At 41.2% G+C, this 23,021-nt stretch carries 19 protein-coding genes; 5 read left to right on the top strand and 14 right to left on the bottom strand.

The window, feature by feature from the left end; all coding sequences use genetic code 11:
• Positions 1 to 223 precede the first annotated feature (223 nt).
• Positions 224 to 1,177: a carbon-nitrogen hydrolase family protein gene (locus B2906_RS10625; protein ID WP_286939491.1), complete on the bottom strand. Its 954-nt coding sequence runs from the start codon at positions 1,175 to 1,177 to the stop codon at positions 224 to 226.
• Positions 1,178 to 1,269: 92 nt separating this feature from the next.
• On the opposite strand from B2906_RS10625, the gene B2906_RS10620 reads away from it, so the two are divergent.
• Complete coding sequence (locus tag B2906_RS10620; RefSeq protein ID WP_286939490.1) at positions 1,270 to 2,397, top strand: endo-1,4-beta-xylanase; 1,128 nt, start codon at positions 1,270 to 1,272, stop codon at positions 2,395 to 2,397.
• A gap of 57 nt (positions 2,398 to 2,454) precedes the next feature.
• On the opposite strand, the gene B2906_RS10615 is transcribed toward B2906_RS10620, so the two are convergent.
• From B2906_RS10615 to B2906_RS10605, 3 genes are all read right to left on the bottom strand, one after another.
• Positions 2,455 to 3,315 (bottom strand): ROK family protein, encoded by an 861-nt coding sequence (locus B2906_RS10615; RefSeq protein WP_286939488.1) that lies wholly within the window; start codon positions 3,313 to 3,315, stop codon positions 2,455 to 2,457.
• 87 nt (positions 3,316 to 3,402) lie between these two features.
• On the bottom strand, positions 3,403 to 5,730 hold the full coding sequence (locus tag B2906_RS10610; protein WP_286939481.1) for a glucosamine-6-phosphate isomerase: 2,328 nt from the start codon (positions 5,728 to 5,730) through the stop codon (positions 3,403 to 3,405).
• Positions 5,731 to 5,976: 246 nt separating this feature from the next.
• Positions 5,977 to 7,431: a DUF294 nucleotidyltransferase-like domain-containing protein gene (locus B2906_RS10605; protein ID WP_286939479.1), complete on the bottom strand. Its 1,455-nt coding sequence runs from the start codon at positions 7,429 to 7,431 to the stop codon at positions 5,977 to 5,979.
• Positions 7,432 to 7,486: 55 nt separating this feature from the next.
• Here B2906_RS10605 and B2906_RS10600 point away from each other — a divergent pair, with 55 nt between their 5' ends.
• The 3 genes from B2906_RS10600 to B2906_RS10590 all read left to right on the top strand — a co-directional run bounded on the left by B2906_RS10600 (position 7,487) and on the right by B2906_RS10590 (position 10,970).
• Positions 7,487 to 7,966, top strand: a complete 480-nt coding sequence (locus tag B2906_RS10600; protein ID WP_286939477.1) for a gluconokinase — start codon at positions 7,487 to 7,489, stop codon at positions 7,964 to 7,966.
• 70 nt (positions 7,967 to 8,036) lie between these two features.
• Entirely contained in the window at positions 8,037 to 9,410 is a 1,374-nt protein-coding gene (locus tag B2906_RS10595; protein WP_286939472.1) for an amidohydrolase family protein, read from the top strand.
• 423 nt (positions 9,411 to 9,833) lie between these two features.
• Positions 9,834 to 10,970 carry an aldose epimerase family protein gene (locus tag B2906_RS10590; RefSeq protein WP_286939469.1) on the top strand — a complete coding sequence of 379 codons (1,137 nt, stop codon included), beginning with the start codon at positions 9,834 to 9,836 and terminating at the stop codon, positions 10,968 to 10,970.
• Positions 10,971 to 11,016: 46 nt separating this feature from the next.
• Here the strand turns inward: B2906_RS10590 and B2906_RS10585 are convergent, their stop codons facing one another.
• The 9 genes from B2906_RS10585 to B2906_RS10545 all read right to left on the bottom strand — a co-directional run bounded on the left by B2906_RS10585 (position 11,017) and on the right by B2906_RS10545 (position 20,004).
• Positions 11,017 to 11,754, bottom strand: coding sequence for a hypothetical protein (locus B2906_RS10585; protein WP_286939467.1), 738 nt, complete (start codon positions 11,752 to 11,754; stop codon positions 11,017 to 11,019).
• Between the two features lie 152 nt (positions 11,755 to 11,906).
• Positions 11,907 to 12,737: a hypothetical protein gene (locus B2906_RS10580; RefSeq protein WP_286939463.1), complete on the bottom strand. Its 831-nt coding sequence runs from the start codon at positions 12,735 to 12,737 to the stop codon at positions 11,907 to 11,909.
• 466 nt (positions 12,738 to 13,203) lie between these two features.
• On the bottom strand, positions 13,204 to 13,614 hold the full coding sequence (locus B2906_RS10575; RefSeq protein ID WP_286939460.1) for a DoxX family protein: 411 nt from the start codon (positions 13,612 to 13,614) through the stop codon (positions 13,204 to 13,206).
• Positions 13,615 to 13,696: 82 nt separating this feature from the next.
• Positions 13,697 to 14,170 (bottom strand): Crp/Fnr family transcriptional regulator, encoded by a 474-nt coding sequence (locus tag B2906_RS10570; RefSeq protein ID WP_286939457.1) that lies wholly within the window; start codon positions 14,168 to 14,170, stop codon positions 13,697 to 13,699.
• A 160-nt stretch (positions 14,171 to 14,330) separates the two neighbouring features.
• Positions 14,331 to 15,824, bottom strand: a complete 1,494-nt coding sequence (locus B2906_RS10565; protein ID WP_286939454.1) for a glycoside hydrolase family 3 protein — start codon at positions 15,822 to 15,824, stop codon at positions 14,331 to 14,333.
• Positions 15,825 to 15,925: 101 nt separating this feature from the next.
• A complete protein-coding gene (locus B2906_RS10560) occupies positions 15,926 to 17,191 on the bottom strand; it encodes an MFS transporter (RefSeq protein WP_286939449.1) in 1,266 nt (421 codons plus the stop codon).
• Positions 17,188 to 17,667 carry a GNAT family N-acetyltransferase gene (locus B2906_RS10555; protein WP_144607289.1) on the bottom strand — a complete coding sequence of 160 codons (480 nt, stop codon included), beginning with the start codon at positions 17,665 to 17,667 and terminating at the stop codon, positions 17,188 to 17,190. Before B2906_RS10555 ends, B2906_RS10560 begins: the two co-directional genes overlap by 4 nt.
• Positions 17,664 to 19,232: a glycoside hydrolase family 10 protein gene (locus tag B2906_RS10550; protein ID WP_286939443.1), complete on the bottom strand. Its 1,569-nt coding sequence runs from the start codon at positions 19,230 to 19,232 to the stop codon at positions 17,664 to 17,666. The genes B2906_RS10555 and B2906_RS10550 overlap by 4 nt, the downstream gene beginning before the upstream one ends.
• A gap of 85 nt (positions 19,233 to 19,317) precedes the next feature.
• The gene (locus tag B2906_RS10545) at positions 19,318 to 20,004 is read right to left on the bottom strand and encodes an N-acetylmuramoyl-L-alanine amidase (protein ID WP_286939441.1); all 687 of its coding nucleotides are present in this window, start codon (positions 20,002 to 20,004) and stop codon (positions 19,318 to 19,320) included.
• Between the two features lie 152 nt (positions 20,005 to 20,156).
• Here B2906_RS10545 and B2906_RS10540 point away from each other — a divergent pair, with 152 nt between their 5' ends.
• Complete coding sequence (locus B2906_RS10540; RefSeq protein WP_091654778.1) at positions 20,157 to 20,906, top strand: DeoR/GlpR family DNA-binding transcription regulator; 750 nt, start codon at positions 20,157 to 20,159, stop codon at positions 20,904 to 20,906.
• Here B2906_RS10540 and B2906_RS10535 read toward each other — a convergent pair.
• The gene (locus B2906_RS10535; RefSeq protein WP_286939434.1) at positions 20,903 to 23,005 is read right to left on the bottom strand and encodes an acylase; all 2,103 of its coding nucleotides are present in this window, start codon (positions 23,003 to 23,005) and stop codon (positions 20,903 to 20,905) included. The two genes, B2906_RS10540 and B2906_RS10535, sit on opposite strands and share 4 nt — an antisense overlap.
• Positions 23,006 to 23,021 lie beyond the last annotated feature (16 nt).

Raw genomic sequence — 23,021 nt, 5'->3', positions numbered from 1 at the left:
ATCCTGTCCTTCAAATAGCCAGTATGAGGGTCTATATGAAGAAGGATAGGAGAAAGATTTTTTTTATAGAAATCAGCTTTCTTGTTTGTATCAACAAAAATACGGCTTATAGGCTGCTAAAAGGATCAAAATCAGGAAGCTTCGGTCCTCTGTCTTCGGTCTTCCAGCTCTAAAATCCAAAGTAATTTGCAAGTTGGTTTAATAAGAAATAATCGACCTTGATCTATTCCATCCCCTTCACCGAATGCTGCCGCTCCCCATTAACTTTTAGCTTCAAGACATCCGGCCGGGAATAATGTCCCGTCGGATCAAAGTTTTGTCTTTCTTCATAGACCCTGTTCAAGTCTAAACTTGCATATAAAAGTCCCTCATAATCAGCTCTGGGTTCTAGAATCCATTTTCCATCCGGTCCTGCAATGCAGCTACCTCCATTTGCCAAGACCTCTGGACAATTTTTAAGAATTTCCTCCAAATGGGGAATGTCTTCGGGGAAATCAGATTTGCGCATCAGACTGGAAACGGATATCACAAAAGATCGTCCCTCCTGAGCTATCATCCTAGTGATCAGCTCGGTGTTTCTAACTGCTCCCGGCCAAACTGCGATATGCAGATTTTCACCCAATCCGTACAATGCTGTTCTCGCTAAAGGCATCCAATTTTCCCAGCAATTGAGTCCGCCTACTGTGAAGCCTTTTAGTGAATGTACCTGAAGTCCGTTTCCATCACCCGGTGCCCAAGCCAGTCGCTCATCGTAGGTGGGTTGAAGCTTCCTATGCACGGATTGGATCTGTCCATTTGCATCAATGTAAACCAGCGAACAATACAAACTATGTCCGCCTCTATCCTGTGGTCTTTCTATGATTCCTAAATAGACAGCGAGTTGAAGCTGCTTTGCCAATGTCTGAATCTCCTGTAAGTCCCCACTTTCTATTTGAACTGCCTGTCTGGCATAATGGGCGAAGATCTCTTTTTGCATGCGATCATCCCAAGCCGAAGCATGGGTGATGGAAAGCCACCAGGGATAACCGGGAACCAAACCTTCTCCGAAGACTATTAATTCGCTTCCCTCACGAGCGGCTTCATGCATGCAGGATTTGACCAATTCCAGCGTTTGTGACTTGTTGAGCCAAATCGGAGCAATTTGGGCTAGAGCGACTTGAAGGTGATTAGCTGACATATGGAGTAAATTATTATGCTTTGGTTGTTAAGACGTAGGAATAATTGGATGAACGGAAAGTGAATTTTCAAGTAGACTTGCTAATTTAAAACATGCTAGCAACCTATTCTCAAAAATTTATACTTCCAACCTATTTGGTAATTCTGATACTGCTCAATTTCTCCTGTCAGCAGCCTAAGCGTGAAAGTTTAAAGGATGAATTTTCCTCGGATTTTAGAATTGGTGTAGCCGTCAATGGCAGACAGATCACAGATGAGGTAGATGGAGCAGATTCCTTATTGCATTTACACTTCAATTCTCTTACCCCTGAGAATGGCCTTAAGTGGAGTAGAGTGCATCCCGAAGAGGATAGGTACTCCTTTGAGTTTGGGGATGCTTTTGTGACTAAAGGAAAGGAGCTGGATGCTTTTTTGGTTGGGCATACACTGGTCTGGCATCAGCAGATTCCTGATTGGGTATTTCAGGATCAAGAGGGGCAATTGATAGATGCTGAATTACTTCAAAAGCGACTGGAGAATCATATAGAAACCGTAGTGGGAAGATACAAAGGGGATATCCATGCATGGGATGTGGTCAATGAGGCTTTTGAGGATGATGGTACTTGGAGAAAGACCTCCTGGTATTTATTGATGGGGGAGGACTATATCGCTCAGGCTTTTCGAAAGGCAAATCGGATAGATCCCAATTCAGAACTTTATTACAATGATTACAATGTCTGGAAACCGGAAAAGCGCAAAGCCATATTAGAAATGGCTCAAGCTCTGCGAAAACAGGGAGTGCGAATTGATGGAATAGGGATGCAGGGACATTATCGATTGGACTTTCCAAGCTTGGACATGATAGAGCAGGCAATTCTGGATATTCATGAGGCTGGTTTTGATGTGATGGTAACAGAACTGGATGTGGATATCCTGCCAAGACCCAGTGATTTTGACGGAGCTGATCTGGAGATTTCATTTGCTGAATCCGAGCGCTGGAATCCTTTTAAAGATGGAATTACACTAGAAAAAGAAGCAGAGTTGGTCAGGCGCTACCAATCTCTTTTCCAGCTCTTTCGAAAGCATTCAGATAAAATCAGTCGCGTCACTTTTTGGGGATTGCAAGATGGCAGTAGCTGGCTGAATAATTGGCCGGTAAGAGGGAGAACCAATTTTCCTTTGCTTTTTGATAGAAATAAGAGGCTTAAGCCAGGTTTTCTAGAGGCCATGAAACCAGAATAAAAAAAGCGATTCCTATCAGAAACCGCCCTTTTTCACTTACTAAACCAACTTTATCTCTTAAGAATTCACAATTTCAGGTTCAACGTCCACCAGTGCTACTGCACCGTGGATGGCTGTTTCGTCCAATTCGGACAATAAGATTTTGAGATGTTCCAAAACGGTAGGATATCCAAAGCTCTCCAAAGAGCGGTAAAGGGATTTTTGAAATAAAGGAAAAGTCTTCCGAATGGATCCTCCTAACACAATGGCTTCCGGAGCCAAAGCATATAATATATGCTTGATCAACTCTCCCAAATGATGCCCAAATTCCTCAAAAGCCTGAATAGCTTCAGGGTCTCCGGCCATGGCTTTTTTGGCCATAGCTTTGGGCTTGGTCTGATAATTATTATGGAAGAATTTGCCACTGCAATAGTGTTCGAAATTATGATCTAAATAAGGAGCGCTGCACCATTCGCCGGCAGCTGAATTCACCCCGGAATATAAGTGCCCATTGATTACAATTCCTCCTCCTACGCCAGTTCCCAAAGTGATTCCTACCAGGTTTTTATATTTCTTCCCTACGCCAAACTTATGGACGCCCAAAGCAAAACAGTTTGCGTCATTATTGATGAATATGGGCTTGCCAATTCGTTCTGTGAGAAATTTACCGAGCTCCACATGCTGAAAAGCCGGGATATTTGCCAATCCCAGCACAATGCCTTTTTCTACATCCACTAAGCCTGGAATTCCTATGCCTACCCCCTCCAAATCATGATGCAAATAGGATTCTATAAAAATGGCTATGGTTTCAAGGATGAATTCCTGACTTTCCTTGGCCGGTGTGGGAATGGTACGGATATCTTCCAAATGCCCGTTAATCAGCACCCCACCTTTGATGGTGGTGCCTCCAATATCCAATCCCAATATGGCCTTTTGCATTCCTTGAGTTAAAATAGTGACTAAATAGGTTAATAGGTTGAAAGCAAATTGTCTTGCTTGATTTACTCGGGTGCGAAGAAATACTATTTACAGCATTCCTTCAATAGATTTTTCTAGTTCTCTCGCGGTAGCCAGGAATTCTTCCACATTCATATCTCTGAAGAAAATTAGACCATGGCTGGCTCGAACTTTTGCTCGCTCGTGCAGGTAGAAGTAATTTTTACCCAACAAAAGCTGAATGTCATTCAATTGTCCAACCCAGGTACGCTTGGCAACGGTGCTGAATTTTCCATTATGGGAATAGCTGGGGAAAGAAGCATTTACCTGTGAAAGATAGCAATTGGTGAAGGAGTCCTCCATCACGGACATATCTCCCAAAGAAACCGGAACGATGACATTGGCTTCGTGGGGTTCAAACTTAAACCAAACATTCCTGTAGCCTATGATTCTCAAATCGCTTAGGTCTTTTTCCTCACCCCATTTTTTGACTGCGGCCGCCGTAGCCTGCAAAACTTTGTAGTGGGTGTCTGGACCTGAGCCTTCCGGATCTAGCGTTAAACTAATCTTCGTAGGGTTAACTTTTCGGAATAATTCCACGATCGGTTCTACGTCGCGCGTTTTATCAGGCTGTTCGGTGAAAATATCTCCGGTATAAAAGCCCAGTCTGAGGTGATGAACGTTCTTAACCTGTACACCAAAGTGAGCCCAAACCAATTCTTCTTCAAATTCCCGAATCATGCCTTTCAGCTTTTGGATTTTGGATGGATTTTTTTCTCCATCATAACTCTTTCTCAAAATACTGATGACATCATTGATAGTTTCCCGGAGCTGAGTCTTGTTTTTTACTTCGTAAATGATCACCAAAGCTCTGACAACACGGTGGCAAAGTCCTCTTTTCCTAGCCTCAGCATTTTCGGAAGCTACATTTGTCAGGAAGTGGTAAACATCTTTGTCTGTTTTCAAACTGTATCCCACCTCGAAAAAGTCTTCATAATTCACCATTTGGATTTTGTTGTCATCCAATAGTTTTTTGGTGTGTTGAAGTGTATCAATGACAAATGTGTTGGTCACAGCTGTGAAGCCCGAAGTTAGCACAGAGAAATGGGCCTCATTGCTGGGTTCATGCAATTGATTGGTAATGTGAGGAAGAATACCCAGTGAAATGTCATCATGGTGTGGTCCGGTATGTAGCAGTCTTTGGTCTTTTTCCTGCTCCAAACCTTTTGCCAGCTTATCCTCTACACTTTTCATCACCAGGCTGACTGTTTCCTCGGAGAGATCAGGGATTAATTTGCAGTATTTATCCGCTTTCAGATCACTCAGTTTCAGCCTGTGTCCATATTTATTCAGCTTTTTGCAAAGCTCAATCACTGCTCTTTCAGTTTTTTCAAAAGTCCATTCTCCCTTTTGATAATAGCTGTCAAGAGAGTCTGTTAATTTGACTGCCGCTCCTTTGGTCAGGTAAAAACGGCCATTTTTCAACTTTTGAAGGACAGTAGCAGGGAATACATTATTCATCGGGGTTTCGAGAGAGTCCCGTACTATTCCTGCTTTAGCTTCTCCTGCTGCGATAATTATCGCCACCGCTTCAGGATTGTAAACGATAGTATCCAAGCCGATAGTTATCACCAATCTGTTGGCGGATACTTCAATGCCACCTAAGTCTCCGGCTGCTACGGCTTGTGTTTCAAAATTAGTTTCAGTCAATCGGGTAACTGAGTAAATATGAGAACCTCGGGTGTTGAAAGCGATGTGTCCATCCGGTCCGATTCCGCCAAGGAAAAACCCGATTCCTCCTAAGTCTCTGATTCTTTGCTCATATTGTCCGCACCATTGGTCGATTTTGTAAATGGATTCTTGCTGAATTTTTTCCAGTTCGTTTTGAGGATCTCGAAATCTCAGGCTCAAGTCTACTTTCAGGTCAGGGAATACTTCTTTATAGCTCAGACCATTGGCTAAAGGAATTTCATCCGAGTTGATGAGAATGGCTTTTTCCTTAGAAAGGCCAAATCCCTGAATGTAAAACTTGTTTACATAGTCGTAGAAGGAATTGTGCTGGGAAGATGAAATAGGGTAAAATTCATCTATCTGTACAAAAGTCAAGTCCTTTAAGACAGGCTTTTTGGTAGCTCCCATGCCATATTTTTCCCGAATGTCTTTGCCTTTTTTGCTGTCCCAGTTTTCTAATAAATACTGAGTCCATTTGATAAAAAATTCAGGCGTCTTTCCAGTAGGTAAGCTGATGACTCCCTGTGGGTTGGCTGCCGCCCATTCCAAAAACCGGCAAGCGGTAAGCAAACCTAGTTTGGGAAAATTGTCAACCGTCAAGTAGGGAATCAGCGTGGAAATTTTTTCTACTCCTGATTCCTGCAAGAAGCTTTTCTCTACTTCGGATAGTGGGTACTTACTGAGCATGCTGGTTAGACAGTTAAGGGTTTATAAGATTTATTATCGGTTTTTATTTCTTCTATTCCAAATAAATTAAAATAAGCAATCGGTTGTATTCCAAAAAATAATTGGAAAATCAATTAAAAGTAAAATTTACTATTGTTTACCTTTTGCAGAGCTTTAAATTATTTGTCTGAGCAAATTTAAAAAACTTTCACTAATAAAAAACAACTTTAATAAAAAATTTATAAAAGTATCGGAAGGAGTTGAAATTTATAGACTTCGGGTAAATGAAAACTTGATTCTGGCCTGGAAATCCTTGATAACTTTAAATATCTCTATGAGAGTAACTGACTGAACTTTAGTTAAAGAGTCAAGGGTCAGAAAGTTCTTAGGTTTTTCCTTTTTCTCAAGAATCAAACCTGCCTGATTTTCCAAGCGGAGAGACATGAGGTAATTGAAAGCATGGATTAATTCCTGGGTTTCAGGCATGGTGAATACTCCTTTTTGCCTTAGCAAGTCTATCCTTCTAACTGTGTTGGTTTCGTGGATTTTATGTTTGAGCGCAAAAACCCTTGCCAAATCCACAATGGGACGCATGGTTTGTTTTAGGTTCAGTTGCTTTTCACCGTCAATTTTTTCGGTTTTAATATTTCTAAAGAATGTAAGTGGAGGTTCGTACTGAAGTGCATTGTAGCCCAAATTGATAAAAAAACGCTCGGGAGCTTTTTCTAGCAGCTCTCCCATATAGTCCTTCAATTCCACTAATAAACTTTCCTCTCCAAAAATGGCTCTGCAATCAAAAAAGGTGGAATAGTTCATGGCTGTTTCCTGAGAGGCGTCAGAGATCCACCTCTCATAATTTCTTTTCCAATGAGATAGAGAATGAGTCCATTTGGGGTTCATGGCCATGAGTTCACCATCACAAAAGGCGATTCCAATCTGATCTAAAGCTGTTGAAACTCGGGTGGCAAAATCCAAGAAATAGGCTCGAACTGCTTCTCGTTGCTCATTCGCTTTATCCTCATAGATAATGGCATTATCCTGATCCGTTTTCAGAGTCAACTCACCTCTTCCTTCACTTCCCAGTACGAAAAAGACAAATTTGGCAGGAGGGCTTCCAATTTCTTTGATGACCCGCTCAATGACTCGTTGCGTAATAGTGTCTGCGACAGTGGTGATGATTTGATTGACTATTCCTGCTTTCATCCCTCTTGAGAGCAGGAGATGAATAATTTCCGGCATACGCTGCCATTTATCCTTCAGTTCTGTGATCTGCCTGGCTTCTTTCACAGATTGAATAAACATAAAGGGCCCCTGGCTTTGCTCGGTAAGAATTTTGGTTCTGCTTATCCAGCCTATGTATTGCTCATTTTCCTTGACCAACAAATAGCGGGATTTGGTACGGAACATTAATAATAGCGCCTCGACGAGAGTGGCTTCAGGATGGATGGAGACCATGGCATGTTCCATGATTTCACTGATGGGTGTGTCGAAAGCCAAGCCTTTTGCCAAAGCCTGATCCCTAAGGGTAATGTCGGTGACATAGCCTTGAATCTGCTGAGGCGATTCCCCTACAAATAGGCAGGAAACCTGCTCTTTTGCCATTTGGGCAGCACAGTCTTGAATAGATGTGGAGGCTTTGGCCATGCGTAAGTGACGGAAATGTAGGTCACTGACATGTTTGGCGTAAAATTGATCCGAAATAAAAGTTGTCCCGCTTTTCATCTTCCCCAAATTAGCTAATCTTTAGGACTGAAGAATAAAAAATCACAAAGCTTATATGTTAATCATTGTCACCGGTGTGTCAGGTACCGGTAAAACAACCTTAGGTTCTGCACTTGCTGCCCATTTGAGTTTACCATTTTATGATGCGGATGATTTTCATCCAGCTGAAAATATTGCAAAAATGAGTCAGGGTATTCCTCTCAATGACAATGATAGGCAGCCTTGGTTGGAAGCCTTGGCTAGCAAACTTACGGAGTCCAAGGCTTGTGGTGGTTGTGTTTTGGCTTGTTCTGCCTTGAAAGAAAGCTATCGGAAAATTTTGGGAGTGGATTCCTCTGTGAAGTGGATTCATCTGAAAGGAGATAGGGATTTGATCTGGGCTAGAATGCTGGCGAGGAAAAACCATTACATGAAGGCGGAAATGTTGGATTCTCAGTTTGCCACTTGGGAAGAACCAGCCTATGGATTAAAACTGTCCATTGATCAAACTCCTAAAGAGATGTTGCAGGAAGCTTTGAGTTATTTGTACAAATAAGCTTTTACAGGATCGGATTGCATTCCACTTTATAAAACACGAAATTCAAGATAACCTAATATCCATGGCTATGAATTCAATAAAAGTATCGCTGCTGATTTCCTTTTGTTTATTGTCCTTTTTTGCCTTTTCCCAGAAAGCTTTGGTGACTAATGTGCACATCGTGAGTATGGATGGGAAAGAGGTATTGAAAAATCAGGCAGTATACATAGTAGATGGAAAAATTGACCAGATTATTCCTCTCACTGCACAAACTCCCAGGATGTATAGCGAAAATCTGATAGACGGACAGGGCGCTTATATATTTCCGGGATTGGCGGAGTTCCATGCCCATCTTCCTGTTGAAAATGACGGAAATACTCAGCTTCAGGAGGAATCTATGTGGCTTTACCTTGCCAATGGGGTATTGAGAATTCGCAGCATGCTTGGTCATCCTTCCCATATTGATTTAAGAGCAAGAGTAAATTCCGGAGAAACGCCCGGGCCTAGAGTGTATATTTCAGGACCCTCATTCAATGGCAATTCTGTAACTAGTCCTCAGCAGGCGACAAAGATGGTGAGGGAGCAAAAAGAAGCCGGTTATGATCACTTAAAAATTCACCCCGGAGTGGAGCTGGATGAGATGTGGGAAATTTCAAAAACAGCCAAAGAATTAGGAATTCCTTTTGGAGGACACGTTCCTCTCGCTGTGGGGATAAAAAATGCTTTGGGAAGCGGCTTTAAATCCATAGAGCATATGGATGGCTACATGGAAGGCCTTCTGCCAGATAATCTGGAAATTGATCCTGCCACTTCCGGGCCTTTTAATCTGAAGTTAGTTGGAGAAGTCCAGATGGAAAAATTGCCAAACTTGATTCAGATGACTTTGGATCAGGGAACCTATATTGCACCTACTTTAACTCTTTTTGATCGATACTTTGGCTATATCCCGGCAGATGAATTCCGTCAGGCGCCTGAAATGAAATATTTGCCTGGTTTTCTGATACAGCAGTGGGTCAACGCCAAAAAACAAATGGAAAGAGCGGGGTTGTTGGATAAAGAGTTTGTAGCTCCTTACCTCGAGTTTCGGAGAAAATTATTTATGGAGTTACATCAGTCAGGAGTGCCAATGATTATGGCTTCGGATTCTCCACAAGTATTTAATGTCCCGGGCTTTTCCATTCATCATGAAATTAGGCTGATGTCAGAGGCGGGAATGTCCAACTATGAGATTTTAAAATCTGGCTCGGTTGAACCCGCAAAATACATGGGAGAAGAAAATGACTGGGGAATGATCAAAAAGGGAATGGCTGCTGATTTTGTGATGGTTCAAAACAACCCTCTGGAAGACCTAAACACCATGCAAAAACCTCTGGGAGTAATGATCCGAGGGCAATGGATCAGTGGAGAAAAGCTTCAGGCAGAATTGGATAGGATTGAGAAGAATCATGAAAGGAAGCCTTAGGAAGGTGAGAAGTGAGAAATCTGAAGTCTGAAAAAGTAGGCAGTGACAGTAGGCAGATTGATTAAGTCAGAAAGATAAAGTGAGAAGTCTGAAAAAGTAGGCAGAGGCAGTTGGCAGTAGGCAGTGTCGTCACTGCGAACCCTTCACGCTTTATTTATAGGAAGATTTACTTGGAGTTTCTCGTCTATCTTAATAAAAGAGAAAGCTTTGGATAGGGGTGAAGCAGTCTTTCATTAGTTGAAGTATGAAATCTAAAGTCTGAAAAAGTAGGCAGAGGCAGTAGGCAGTGCTAAAATGAGATGGAACAGAGAACGCCTTTCCTGACTAACAAACAGTTATAAAGAAGCTTTTCCGAAGTGGCTGAAAGAGGTCTTACCTTAAATTAACAATAATTCAAAAACCTATATTTACCACCCAGACAATATGAAAAAATCCATCTTCTATTTCTCTCTATTTTTCGGATGGGTATTCGCATCTTGCGATTCTCAACCACAAAAAGAAACAATCACCCAAGAACTTGAATTAATGATCAAAGCTGAAAAAGTAGCTGAATGGCAAGGAAAAGATGTGTTTCGATACACTTTAGATAATGGAACCATGAGTGTAGAGCTCTCCAACTTTGGAGGATTGATTTCAAAAATATTCGTTCCTGATCAAGACGGTAATCTCGAAAATGTTGCATTGACTTTTGACTCAATTCCTGAGTTCCTTACCAAGCCTAATCCCTTCTTTGGTGCTACAGCCGGGAGAGTAGCGAACAGAATCGCGAAAGGAAAATTCACTCTCAATGGGCAAACTTATACTTTGGCAACCAATAATGGAGAAAACCATCTGCATGGTGGTGTAGAAGGATTTAACAAAAAAGTATGGGATGCAGAGCCGTATACCAATGATTCGATTTTGGGAGTTAAAATGACTTATAGAAGTCCTGATGGAGAGGAAGGATATCCAGGAACTTTAACTTCCACCCAATGGATTGAGCTGACACCTGATAATACGATTCGTATCCGTTTTGAGGCTTCTACTGATCAGCCAACCATTGTTAATTTGACCAATCATACTTACTTCAATCTTTCTGGAATTAAGGGAGATGTGTTGGATCATGAATTTCAGTTTTGGGCGGATTATTACACTCCTGTGGATGAAGGATTGATTCCTACAGGTGAAATCAAAGATGTGACAGATACGCCCTTTGATTTTCGGAAACCCAATAAGCTTGGAGATCAGATCGCTGCTAATGGAGGAGGCTTTGACCATAATATGATTTTGAAACAAGAGCCATCAGATGAAATGAAGCATTTTGTCCGCGTTAAGCATCCTGCAAGTGGGCGTGTGATGGATATGTATTCTGATAATATGGGAGTGCAGTTTTACACCGGCAATTTCATTGAAAATTTTGCTGGAGCTGATGGAAAAACCTATCAAAAACACTGGGGATTTTGTTTGGAATCCCAAAACTGGCCCGATGCGATCAATCATGAAAATTTCCCCAGCCCTATTCTAAATCCTGGAGAAAAATATGAGCATAGAATTGAGTATAGGTTTTCGGTGGAGGATTAAATATTAAAAACCTTCAAGCGCGAGGAATTAATCTAATTCTTTAAGCTTAACCTTTGATGATCATTTTGAGAAATTCTTGAACGCGCTCAGATCTTCCTAAAGGCTCCAGTAAGAGAACAAATAAATTAACTCCTACAGCTAGGAAAGTGGCGGGATGCTTCAGTTTTTCATATTTCCAAGAACCTAATAGAAGCATACTAATTATCAGAAATTGCGTAAAGTAAATTGGGAGCATGATATCAATTTCTGGCCAGCTTTCAATATTTAAGCCCACATAGACATTTTGAATTCCCCTGCCCAAAGTAGGCATCATAATCAGGAAAACTGTCGAAATCAACCACCAAGCGTGATTTTCTGTTTCTTTCCGATGAATGATACTTTGGATTACAGCTAATCCAAATGCTGTAATCATCACAATTTCAACTGCTGCCACCCCAAAAAAGAACCAAGGTTGGAAGGGTCCAAATTGCTCTGGGTTTGTCAGGGATCTTTCGGTAGTCACAATGTCCCGATGCATCATACTTAGTGCTGTGAGAGCAACCCCTCCAGCCAAAAACATTCCTATGATCCCATTGGTCCTATGGCGGGGCAATTGACCATGAGTGGCAAAATAAGGCTGAATGATTAAAAATATATACCAGATTGTTCCTGTGATATAATGTATGTGAACGGACCAAGCATTATCTGTGAAATCGCCCCAATAATCCCTGAAAATTCCCAGTTGCATAAATACCATCGGAATAAACATCCATAGATAAAGACTCTTATATCGATTTAGTCCCATGGGCTTTATTGGATTAGGTCTTCCTTTTATTTTCTCAATTCAAATTCTATAAAAATATCTTTAAGTTATTGAAAATTAGAGACTTTATAAAGTTCGCCCCATTGATGAAGTAATAGATGCTCGATTAAATTCCTTTATCAAAGAGCCTTTACTTAGTAAATACTCAGTTTAGGTCTCTCTATCAAAATGGAAGAAACAAATTTGTTGATGGTTTTGGAGGAGCCTCCTATATAATTGTAGACACCTACGGCCCGAGGTGTTATAACTGTATTGGGATCATATAATTTGGCTTTGATGGTGCCCAAGGCTAGAATAGCGTTTTGGATAGTGGTAGGATTGATTTCACTAGGCATGGGTATAATTGATGAAATATTATCCCCGCTGATTCCTAAAGTCTGTACAGTTAAAGTTCCAGCGATATTGTTGGAAGATGCATTGGCTCCAATCGAAAACAAGTTTCCCAAATCTACCCCAGTCTTATTCACCATAATATTGGCAGTTAGCCTCAATCCAACCCCTACATATACGGGAACTACTGCATCTCCATCGTCGGTAGATCGGATGATGGGATCATAAGAGTTTTCTATTTCACTTTTTTCATATCTCGGAAGTACCTTGAACTCACCCTTTTCTTCATTTATAAATTCCACCCGGAAGAAGTCAGTGCTGTATTTGATATAATCTAAAATGACTACATAATTGTGGTTGGCGACTCCCACTGAAGAGGAGCCAAACTTTAATGCTCCATCTGAGGTCACTTCCGCTATTGCAAGGCGGATGGTTTCATCAGGCATAGAGCCTAAAAGTACTCCATTGTCGATTTCTCGTTCTTGGAGGTTTTCAGTCCAAACTGGCAAAGGATCAATAGGATGATATCCGTAAGAGCTAGCGTTTGAAGTATCCCCTAAAGTCTTTGGGATTTTTACAGAATTGCAACTTGAAAAAACAATAGCAGCAATAAAAAAGGATAGATGAATTTTCATTTTGAAGAGATTTAATCTTCAAAATATTTATAAAAAATACAATATCCTAGTGGAAAAATACAAGGGTATGTTTCCCAATAAAAAATAACCCTATGGCTTAAGTTTTTATCTAGCCCTGCAAGATGGACCTGCCCTATAAGGGTTTAAAAATCCCTTGAGGGGTTTTGTGTTCTCCTTTCGACCCTCCAAGGGATTCAAAGCACTTGAATGGTTTTTATCACCGCCTCCTGCACCTCATCAAACCCTTGATATGCGCAAACCACGGCTTCATAGTTCTCCAGATCTCCGAGATGCTTATGGGTAAGTAGAATAAATTTCTTGGAGGAAATTTAATAATACTCACTTTCCGGCAGGAAAAAAGGTAACTAAACCAAAAGCGGTTTGAGTGATTACTCAAACCGCTTTGTCAGGACTCTGTAGTTTGCAAAACTTTTTACAGTTCCCAAATGATCAAGCTCTATTTTCCTTAGCTCTTTGCCAATATTGGAGCTTTTTTGCTTCTTCCCCATGCAACCCATAGCGCAATTCCCATCAAAAAAACATTCATCCCTATTGCCGAGAATTCACCTCGTACAAGATGAAAGCCTCCTGCAAAAACCATTACCAAAGCTAGGCAAAGGGCAGCCCAAACAGCTAAAAAAGGTTTGAACCGGAGAATAGAGGGAATTATTAATCCTAAGCCTCCTAAAATTTCACTAAAACCAATTAATCTTATTAATCCTAAAGGTACGGTTGATGTCCACGGAAGAGATTCTGTTAATGTCTCTAGTGGTTGGGTGGCTTTCATAATTCCTGCCATCCCAAACATGATAGCCAGTAAAACCTGTGCAATCCATAAAACTATATTCATGGCCTTGTTGCTTTTTTGATTTGTCATTTTTCCTTCTTTTTGATTGAAGCACAAAACTCTTAAGCTCGGAGAGCCTATGCCTTGATGTATATCAAGAAATGACACTGGATTATTTTTTTTTGGATAGCTCGTTTCTAACTCGGCTCAAAGCCTCAGGAGTGATTCCTAAATAGGAAGCCACCATTTTCAGTGGGACTCTTGGAATAATATTAGGGTAGGTTTCGACAAAGTGCTCATACCTTTCTTTGGCACTCGAGCTCATTAACATTACAATCCTGTTTTGCATAGAGTTTAAACGTCTAAATAATGCATTAAAGTCTGGGGTTTCTTTAAGCATTTCCTCTTTGGAGGCGACGTTTAATACAGAATCTTCAATTGCATCTATAAATAATTGGCAAGGGGTTTCGGGTTTACAATTGTCCGTAACCAGCCAGTTCTCAGGGCCAAACATATAAATATGTTCTTTCCCCTTTTCATCTATCGTATAGCTCCGAAGCAAACCACTTTCCACAAAATAAACCTTGGAGTTTGTATCTCCTTTTCGCTGTAAAATGGTCCCTTTTTTTACCGTTATTTTTTTCAATTGTGAAATCCTATAAGTTGTACAACTTGAAAGAAGCTTATTTATCCGAGAATATTTAAGGTTTCCATTCTTTCCAATCTGATGGATTGATTGTTGATATTCTTAATTATTGCCAATCTTCGAAATTTAAAAAAAAACCGACTCTCAAGCTTAGCTGATTTTAAAGGAAAAGCTTTACCACTACCTCCTGCACCTCCTCAAATCCCTGAAACGCACATACCACTGCCTCAAAATTCTCCAGATTTCCAAGGTGCTTTAAGGCCAAAGGATTTCCAAAATGAACCAATATACAAGGCTTGCTTTTCGCTAATTTTTGGATTTCAACCAATACAGCCTGATCCATTCCAAACTGATTCAAGGGCTTGTGGCTTGGGACAAAAACAGTCAGAATCACCTTTTCTGCTTTATCAGCTGTTTCAAAATCCAGTTTCAAATTCAGAGAAAAGTGACTTGCTGTCTGAGTGAAAAATTCATTATATCCCAACTTTCCAGCCTTTGCTAAAGCTTGTATTTCAGAAGGATTAAGCTCCCCCCAAATAACCGACACATAGTTTTTCGCCAGATCTTTTTGAAGCCTGGAATGTTGGTCCCAATCGAAAGTTGGAACTTCAATAGTCTTGGACTCCATCACACCTAAGCGTTTTTTCAAGTCTATTATTTTTCCAAAAACCGCATTCACTTCCTCATCTGAGGTATTTTGGGAAATTTTCTGAATTCCCTCTTTCACATGATCCGAAAAGCAAAGAATGTCGTTTCCGGCATGGAAAGCTTGCCATTCCAATTCTCCCGGTTCAGGGAATAGATTTGCCACCGCTTTCATATTCAAAGCATCTGAGATGACTAATCCCTGAAAGCCCATTTCTTCCTTTAGCAAGTCGGTAATCAATTCGCGACTAATGCTAGCTGGAAGGTCTTTCCCTACAGTCAATGCCGGAACTGCTAAATGCCCGACCATAATCATTTCAACACCCCGGTCAATTCCATATTGAAAGGGTAAAAGCTCTTCAGTTTTGAGCTCTTCCTTGCTTTTATGCAAAATCGGCAAGCCTAAATGGGAATCCACCGCCGTATCTCCATGTCCCGGAAAATGCTTCAAACAGGCTCCAATCCCTGCTTTTTTCATCCCTGAATAAGCTGCAAAGGAAAGTTTGGCAACTTTCTCAGCATCATCTCCAAAAGAGCGATAGCCGATCACGGGATTGTTTGGGTTGGTATTCACATCTGCACAGGGAGCCAAATTGAGATGAATTCCGGATCGCTTCATGTCCATTCCCATGTGATAGCCTACTTCTTCCACCCATTGTTCAGCATCCTTTTTCAAAGCTCCCAAGGTAATTGCAAAAGGGTATTGAGGTGTTTTTTCGATCCGCATAGCCAAACCATATTCTCCATCAATACTGATCAATAGCGGGATTTTGGAAAGTTTTTGGTAGCGGTTGATAAGAGTGATTAATTTTTCAAAAGTACCCGCAACGTCCAAGGTCTCTGCTCTTTTCTCAAAATTGGCTGCAGCGGAATGTCTACTGTGGAAAAAAGTCAGCCCACCAATTTCCTGCTCCTGAATCAATTTTTCTATAGCCTGATAATTCTCCTCTGAATCATGGATGAAAGCTGCAGGAGAGAAGCATTGGGCGATTTTTTGTGATTTGTTCATGTCATTTATATTCTGGCGGCACTTCGTTATTCAACATTCAGAGTTCGATGTTCATTATTAAAATGTCGAATATCGAACGCTGAACATCGAATGTCGAAGTTTCAGCTTTCTAACTTTTTCCCAAACTCCTTAGGATACTTCGCCACATAGGCCATCACAAAACTTGGAATTGTAGCCAAAACCACCCAAACAAAGAAGCCGGGATAGCCCAACCATTCTTGCATATATCCTGAAAGCATCCCAGGAAACATCATTCCCATTGCCATAAAGCCTGTTGCTAGGGCATAATGGGCAGTTTTGAAAAGACCTTCAGCTAAATAAATCAGAAAGACCATGTAAGCGGCAAACCCAAAACCATAGCCTAACTGCTCAATGATTACTACTATGGCTGGAAATAGAAAGTTATCGGGTTGCTGCCAAGACAGGAGCACATATCCCAAATTCGGTGCGTTGATCGCAAAAGCCATTGGCATCATCCACTTGCCCAATCCATCTCTGGAAATAACAATTCCTCCGATGATTCCTCCAGCCAAAAGTGAAATTACTCCCAATGTACCATACAAATACCCAACATCCGTTACGCTCAATCCCAATCCTCCTGCTGTCCTTTCGTCCAAGAAGAAGGGGGAAGCCATCTTTACTAATTGGGACTCTCCCAATCTATACAAAAGCACGAAAGCGAGAGATATTCCGATATTTTTCTTGGTAAAAAAGGTCCCAAAGACCTTTCCAAAGCTAGGTTGATCTTCTCTTTTAACCCGAACTTCCTGCACATTGGGTGTTGCGAAAAAGTTGATCAGCGTCAAAGTCAACATCAATCCAGCCACAATAATCATGGTCCATGACCAGGCTTTGGTGGGATCACCCAAGCTTTCTTCCAAATTGCCTGCTATAATGACAATCAAACCCTGTCCGGTGATCATCCCTACACGATAAAATGTACTTCTCAATCCCACAAAGAAACTTTGCTGATCGGGTTTCAGGGCGATCAAATACATGCCATCAGAAGCTATATCATTCGTAGCTGAAGCAAAAGCTCCCATCCAGAAAAAGGCCAAGGTTATCGTGAAGAACTGATTGAGTCCCGTTGTCAACCCAACTCCTAAAAAGACCAAAGCCAGCACCAATTGCATGCTGAGAAACCATTTTTTCTTATTTCCCACCAATTCCAAAACTGGGCTCCAAATTGGTTTGATGACCCAAGGCAGGTAAAGAAAGGAGGTATAAAGCCCAATATCCGCATTGGAGATCCCCAAGCTTTTATACATTACCACAGATACAGTAATAATAATGACATAAGGGATCGATTCTGTCAGGTAAAGGGATGGTACCCACAGCCATGGGTAATTGGGTTTGGTTTGACTCATGATTTTCTTAATAATCTTTCATAAACACTGACATCAGAGCCTTCAATTACCTTGGCATTTACTGCTTTCTCATAAAATTCCGCAGGCCCTACTCCTCCAATGATGGCATAAGCATAGCCCATTTCCCGAAGGGATTCGAGCGCTTTGATCAATAATACTTTACCGATTCCTTTTCCTCGCTCAGATTCTAAAGTACCCGTTGGTCCGAAAAAATTTCTTGCTGTACTCTCGTAGCAGGCAAATCCCAAGAGTTGATTTCCCCGCTGAGCAATCCAACAGGAGACCGGCTGTCTGCTAAAGGCTACCTCAACTTCTGATTTCCAATAAGCGCCGAATTCTTGCATTACCCATTCGCTTACCAGATGCTTTTCAGGAGCAATTGCCCTTCTGAAAGTGATTTTCTCCTTGGATTCCAAGTTTTTCTGAAGCTCCAGAATATCCGGTAAGCCAATTAACCTGACAAGCATATCTTTCATGGGCGTGATAATTTGGGTGTTTGAAATACTTGGGTTTGTACTATTCTTCCATAAAGATCAATCCATCGAATCGCCAAATACTCAGTATTTAAGCTGGCCACTTCCAAGAATCTTGCTCTAGAGCCACCCACCCATGCTGTATGAATCACTGCATCATGTAGGCTAGCCAAATCATTTCCTCCCTGTACCATGGCATATCGAATGGCGGGATCCAGTGGTTTCTCTAAGCTGATTTGAGTTTTATTCAGGTTTGATTTGACATCCAAAACAACCGGAATTTCTATAATCGCTTTTTGCTTAGGTTCGAAGGATGGTGGGAGTGTAGGTTTATCATAAACCTCATTCTTCAACAGTTTGGCGATGTCTTGATTCTTCTGATAAATGGATTTTGCAGAGAAAAAGGCGCTTCCATGTACCTGAGGTAAGGTTCTGGCATAATTCACTTGTGTATTGATCTCAGCTGGATTTTTCCATGCCTCATCCGAATCTTCGCGGATTTTATAAGGTCCATGTCCGATATAAATTGGAATGCCAAAACTATTATTGGACCACCAGTCTGCTAAGGTTCGATGGGAAGCCAATCGATGATTCATGCTCCAATAAAGTTGTGGAATCAAGTAGTCAATCCACTTATTTTTCATCCAAAGCAGTACATCTGCAAAGAGATCATCATAGTTCGTTTGGCCGGCTTGAGTAGGAGAGCCCTTTGGGTCTTTACTTTGATTTCTCCATACTCCAAAAGGAGAAATACCGAATTGAACCCAAGGCTTACTGCTTTTGATAGTTTGGTTGAGTGCAAAGATCAGTTCATTGACATTCTGCCTTCTCCAATCATCCCGAGACTGACCTGATTTTTTGTATTTATCATACGAGGCCTTATCTGGAAACTCCAACTTCCCTTCTCTGTAAGGGTAGAAATAGTCATCAAAATGAATGGCATCGATATCGTAATTATCCACGACCTCTTTGATGATTTTAAGCAAATGCTCTTTCACTTCCGGAAGTCCTGGATCATAGTACCACTTGGTACCGTATTTCAGCATCCAGTTTCTATTTTGGTTAAAGTCATGTTCCGGGCTGAGTTCCTCAGTCTTCAGGTCCATGGTCGCTCGGTATGGGTTTAACCATGCATGAAATTCCAAACCTCTATCATGAGCTTCTTTGATCATCCATGTCAAAGGATTTTCGCTGGTAGCGGGAGCCTTACCTTGCTTTCCAGTCAGGTATTTTGACCAAGGTGCATAGTTGCTTGGATAAAAAGAGTCGCCTGCAGTCCTAACCTGAACGATTACAGCATTGAAGTTCAGATCTTTATAATAGTCCAAGAGGCCAATAAAATCCCGCTTTTGTTTTTCCCAGGAATCAACGGAAGAAATGGGCCAGTCAATATTTGCGACAGTGGCAATCCAGACACCCCGAAATTCCCTGGGCATTTCCGGTAAGCGATAACTCAAAGGTTGCAGGGTTACAGGTGCTTTGGGAAGCTCCTTTACTGGAAGGGTTTGTTTTGGAGACTCAGATTGAGGTATTTCAGCCCGTTTTGAACCATTATTCGGGGTGGCCACTTTTTTCTGAGTTTTACAGGCAGAAAAGCAAATCAGCAAAAAACAAATAAAAAACAGGGATGAAGAGGTGCTTCTAAGCATAGAATTAATAGGAAGTAGGGATGGGTTTGAGGTTTAGATCACTAAGGTTTTTTCGAAGTTTTTTAATAAAACTATCCCCGGGGTCTGTTTTGACAGTTCTGTAGTCAGGGTCTGCTTCTTTCCATAATTCTGTTTCCTGGAAAAGTTGATATTCATTATGACCGATGACATATTCCAAAGGATATTTTTTTCTAAGGTACCTGATTAGATTCTCGTTGGCTTTCAATTGAGCTTTAGTAAGGGGTGCTTCAGGCCCTCCCACATTTTCAATGCCTATTGCGCAATAATTAAGCCCTATCGTATGCCTTGCAAAGGTGGTGTCAGGAAGAAGTCTAAAGATGGTGCCATCCCTATCAATCAAAAACTGGCTACTGACATTGAGATTACTGGCACTCGTCAAATCTTCTCTACCTCCCAAAGTTGGTGAATCGAAAACGTCAAAAGTGACCTCTATATTATCAATTGCCGTCCAGTGAACAACCACCATTTGAGGGCTGGTGGTGGCTTGTTCTTTATCCAGGCCATGTCTTTCTCTTAAGTATTGAAGTGAGAGTTGCTCTCTTGTCTCATTCCAGGTGATTGGCTTTTCTATTATTCTAAAAGTAGCCTGAGGGCTGCAAGCTGAAAAAAGCAGAGCAATGAAAGAAAGAAAAATTGTGTTGAAGCTGTATTTTTTCAAGTTCAGGTTCATAGCAGGCTGGGGTCTTTTCAACAGCTAAACTACCTAGAATATTGCAGGTTTGGGAATGATTAGGCGCAATTTTTTGCAAGCACTAACGAGCACCTTTATCCTTTTGCAAGTTTTTGCTGTTTTTAGTAGCTTACGTTTTTATCACCGATTCCATGCTAAAAGAAGAAAGACAAAAGTATATCCTAGACCAGGTTCATTTACATCATAGAGTTTTGCTGACAGACCTTTCTGATTCGCTTAATGTGTCAATTGATACGGTTAGACGAGATGTAAAAGAGCTGGCAAAAGAAAAGAAACTTAAAAAAGTCCATGGAGGAGCGACTTCTTTTGGTTTTATGAACTTCAGCAAGGATGATGGTAATATTTACCTTCTTTCCAAAAAAATCCGGATTGCTGAAAAAACTGTTTCTCTGCTCTCCGAAGGTCAGGTGATTCTGATGAGTGGAGGGACGACCAATATGGAAGTTGCCAAAATGATTCCCCGGAGATTACCCCTCACTGTATTTACTCCAAGCCTACATGTGGCTATGCAATTGTTGGAATTACCGGAAGTTGAGGTGATTTTTCTGGGAGGAAAGCTCTTGCATGAGGCTAAATTCGCTGTGGGAGGAACTGTTGTAAATTCACTAAATCAACTAAAAGTAGATCTTTGTATTTTGGGAACAGGCTATCTGGATGCAGAGCATGGGTTGACAGAGTTTGACTGGGAGGTGATTCAAGTGAAACAGGCCATGATTCGTGCTGCCAAGAAGACAATCATACTTTCTGTCTCCGATAAATTACACACTGTGCAAAAATACAAGACCTGTGATCTGACAGCTGTTCACACCTTAGTCACGGAACTTCATCCCACCGACCCGGTTTTGGATGCATTCAGAAATTATGATTTGAAGCTGGTTTAAGGGTTTTGTCTTTTTCCGGGATTGTAAATCTCCCGAGCATTTTTCAAGACTTCTTCCTTGTCTAGTGTCATAGGCTTTAATTCCCTTGCTAAAAATCGCTCCATTTGATCTGCATAGTGCGGACTTTCAGGACGATTACTGGCTCCAAATACATTGATGGTTTCTATTTTTGGTAAGCCTTCTCCAAACTTGACCATCATGATATAGGATTCTCCTTGCACACCTTTCCGCATTCCATTTTCCCAGTTCTGAGATCGCATGGCGGCAATTACATCATCCAGACCCCAAAGTGGAAGCACTTTATCTCCTCTTACTAGCTTTTGGTATTCGCCCAAACCGACCAATTCTTTTCCAAAATGCTCCTTGAAATGCGCTTTGGCAGCCCGAATACCTTCTGCTGCTTCTTCTTTTGTAAGCGTAGTTTCAAAAGGCCTTTTCATTTTGTCAAATTGATCCCACCAGTAATAATATACAAAAGCAAAAAGTGCAGCTCCCTCACTTTTCACTCCGGCAGATTTATCCCAGTTTTTTAACACTTGGATTTGAGGAGTAATGTCAGAAAACTCAGCGCTATCCAATGAAAACAGAGCCTGCATATTAGTTCTAAATGCAAGTTGACTAGGTAGTTTTTGATCGAATTTTATTTGTTCAAATTGTTCCCAAGAGATTTTTCCGGAATCCGGCATGATTTCCCTAAATCTCAGTGAGCGGTTATTATCTCTTTTGGAAAAATTCATCTCAGAGGGAAAATCATTTTGGTTTAGGTTATCCGAAAAAGAAGACGCCTTGAAAGGAGAATGATTCGTATTATAGAGGTATCCTGATTTGGGATTTACTTGCTGGGGTAAGTCCTTAAAGTCGTGGTATGCGGTCCAGAGAGTTTCTCTTGTATTACCAGGTACTGTTCCGGTATAATCATACCCAGGCTTTCTAATAGGCAACAGTCCATTACTGACATAAAAAATGGTATCAAACTTATCCGCATAGACTGTATTGAAGCTGGTTAAATCCATTCTTTCCATAGCGGATTTCCATTCTGTAAAGTTTTTAGCTTTATTCATTCTCCACCATTGCTCCGGTGCGCCGATTCTATCTAAGGCGCCCAATCGAATGGAAAAAGCTCCTTGATCAGTGACTAAGGTTGGGCCATATATACTATTCCAGATGGTTTTAGGGACAGGAATCGTGAGCCAATCCCATAATTTTACTTTAAGCCAAATGGTCTTTTCTTCCAGTTCCAGCCATTCTCCATCGACATAATATTGATCAGGATCTTCGGGATTGCTTTGCAATTGGTACAAGTCCAGAAGATCCGGAAAGTTGACAGTATGCGCCCATCCCAAATTCTCATTGACTCCATGGAAAATCATAGCTCCCCCTGGAAATAAACCTCCTAGCATATTCCAGCCTTCCTCAGAATGCAAATGTGCCTCATACCACGCGACTGGTCCTTCTAGCGGTTGATGTGAGTTGATAGCCAAAAAGCTTTCTCCTGATTCCGTTCTATCGGAATGAATCGCAATTGCATTCGAACCTTTGGGATTTGGATCAGGAGGAAGTACCGTCACCTCACCGCTAAATGTAGCTTGAACAGCTCTGTCAGCCCCCGACATTTGGGCCAATGACAAAATATATGCTGAAGCGATATCTTCTGTGCTCACCGGAAAGGCACGACTGTAAAGCATTTCTTTTGGATGCTGCAATGCATAATCGTTGATGCCAGCAGCATAGCCTTCCAAGACTTTTTTAAACTCGGCTGAAAAGGAACTTTCGTATTTCTCTTTAGCTATTTTTTGGGTTTCTAAAAGCTGAACAAAAAAATCTACAGCTGCCCCCTCTTCTCCATAAACTCTTCCTACCAAGGCTTTGCCTGCAAGCATGGTTTTTTGAATTGTTTCAAAATCATCTTCCGCATGAGCCCAGGCCAAGCCATAAGCAACATCTGCATCGGTTTTCCCAAAAATATGGGGAACTCCAAAATCGTCTCTTGCTATTTGAATCTGTGAACTGTCCCAGCCGGACTCTTGGTGAACCGAGTTGCATGAACTCAGAAATACTATAAAAAGTAAAAAACTACCAAATGAATGATCAATGCGCATAGAGAAGATTTTAATC

The sequence above is a fragment of the Algoriphagus sp. UBA3586 genome (genome assembly GCF_002376385.1).
GTDB lineage: Bacteria > Bacteroidota > Bacteroidia > Cytophagales > Cyclobacteriaceae > Algoriphagus > Algoriphagus ornithinivorans.
This window is presented reverse-complemented; position numbering and strand designations above follow the sequence as displayed.

Coding starts and splice junctions, on each gene's coding strand:
- B2906_RS10625 (WP_286939491.1), bottom strand. CDS start 1,177: ATGTCAGCTAATCACCTTCAAGTCGCTCTAGCCCAAATTGCTCCGATT.
- B2906_RS10620 (WP_286939490.1), top strand. CDS start 1,270: ATGCTAGCAACCTATTCTCAAAAATTTATACTTCCAACCTATTTGGTA.
- B2906_RS10615 (WP_286939488.1), bottom strand. CDS start 3,315: ATGCAAAAGGCCATATTGGGATTGGATATTGGAGGCACCACCATCAAA.
- B2906_RS10610 (WP_286939481.1), bottom strand. CDS start 5,730: ATGCTCAGTAAGTACCCACTATCCGAAGTAGAGAAAAGCTTCTTGCAG.
- B2906_RS10605 (WP_286939479.1), bottom strand. CDS start 7,431: ATGAAAAGCGGGACAACTTTTATTTCGGATCAATTTTACGCCAAACAT.
- B2906_RS10600 (WP_286939477.1), top strand. CDS start 7,487: ATGTTAATCATTGTCACCGGTGTGTCAGGTACCGGTAAAACAACCTTA.
- B2906_RS10595 (WP_286939472.1), top strand. CDS start 8,037: ATGAATTCAATAAAAGTATCGCTGCTGATTTCCTTTTGTTTATTGTCC.
- B2906_RS10590 (WP_286939469.1), top strand. CDS start 9,834: ATGAAAAAATCCATCTTCTATTTCTCTCTATTTTTCGGATGGGTATTC.
- B2906_RS10585 (WP_286939467.1), bottom strand. CDS start 11,754: ATGGGACTAAATCGATATAAGAGTCTTTATCTATGGATGTTTATTCCG.
- B2906_RS10580 (WP_286939463.1), bottom strand. CDS start 12,737: ATGAAAATTCATCTATCCTTTTTTATTGCTGCTATTGTTTTTTCAAGT.
- B2906_RS10575 (WP_286939460.1), bottom strand. CDS start 13,614: ATGACAAATCAAAAAAGCAACAAGGCCATGAATATAGTTTTATGGATT.
- B2906_RS10565 (WP_286939454.1), bottom strand. CDS start 15,824: ATGAACAAATCACAAAAAATCGCCCAATGCTTCTCTCCTGCAGCTTTC.
- B2906_RS10560 (WP_286939449.1), bottom strand. CDS start 17,191: ATGAGTCAAACCAAACCCAATTACCCATGGCTGTGGGTACCATCCCTT.
- B2906_RS10555 (WP_144607289.1), bottom strand. CDS start 17,667: ATGAAAGATATGCTTGTCAGGTTAATTGGCTTACCGGATATTCTGGAG.
- B2906_RS10545 (WP_286939441.1), bottom strand. CDS start 20,004: ATGAACCTGAACTTGAAAAAATACAGCTTCAACACAATTTTTCTTTCT.
- B2906_RS10540 (WP_091654778.1), top strand. CDS start 20,157: ATGCTAAAAGAAGAAAGACAAAAGTATATCCTAGACCAGGTTCATTTA.
- B2906_RS10535 (WP_286939434.1), bottom strand. CDS start 23,005: ATGCGCATTGATCATTCATTTGGTAGTTTTTTACTTTTTATAGTATTT.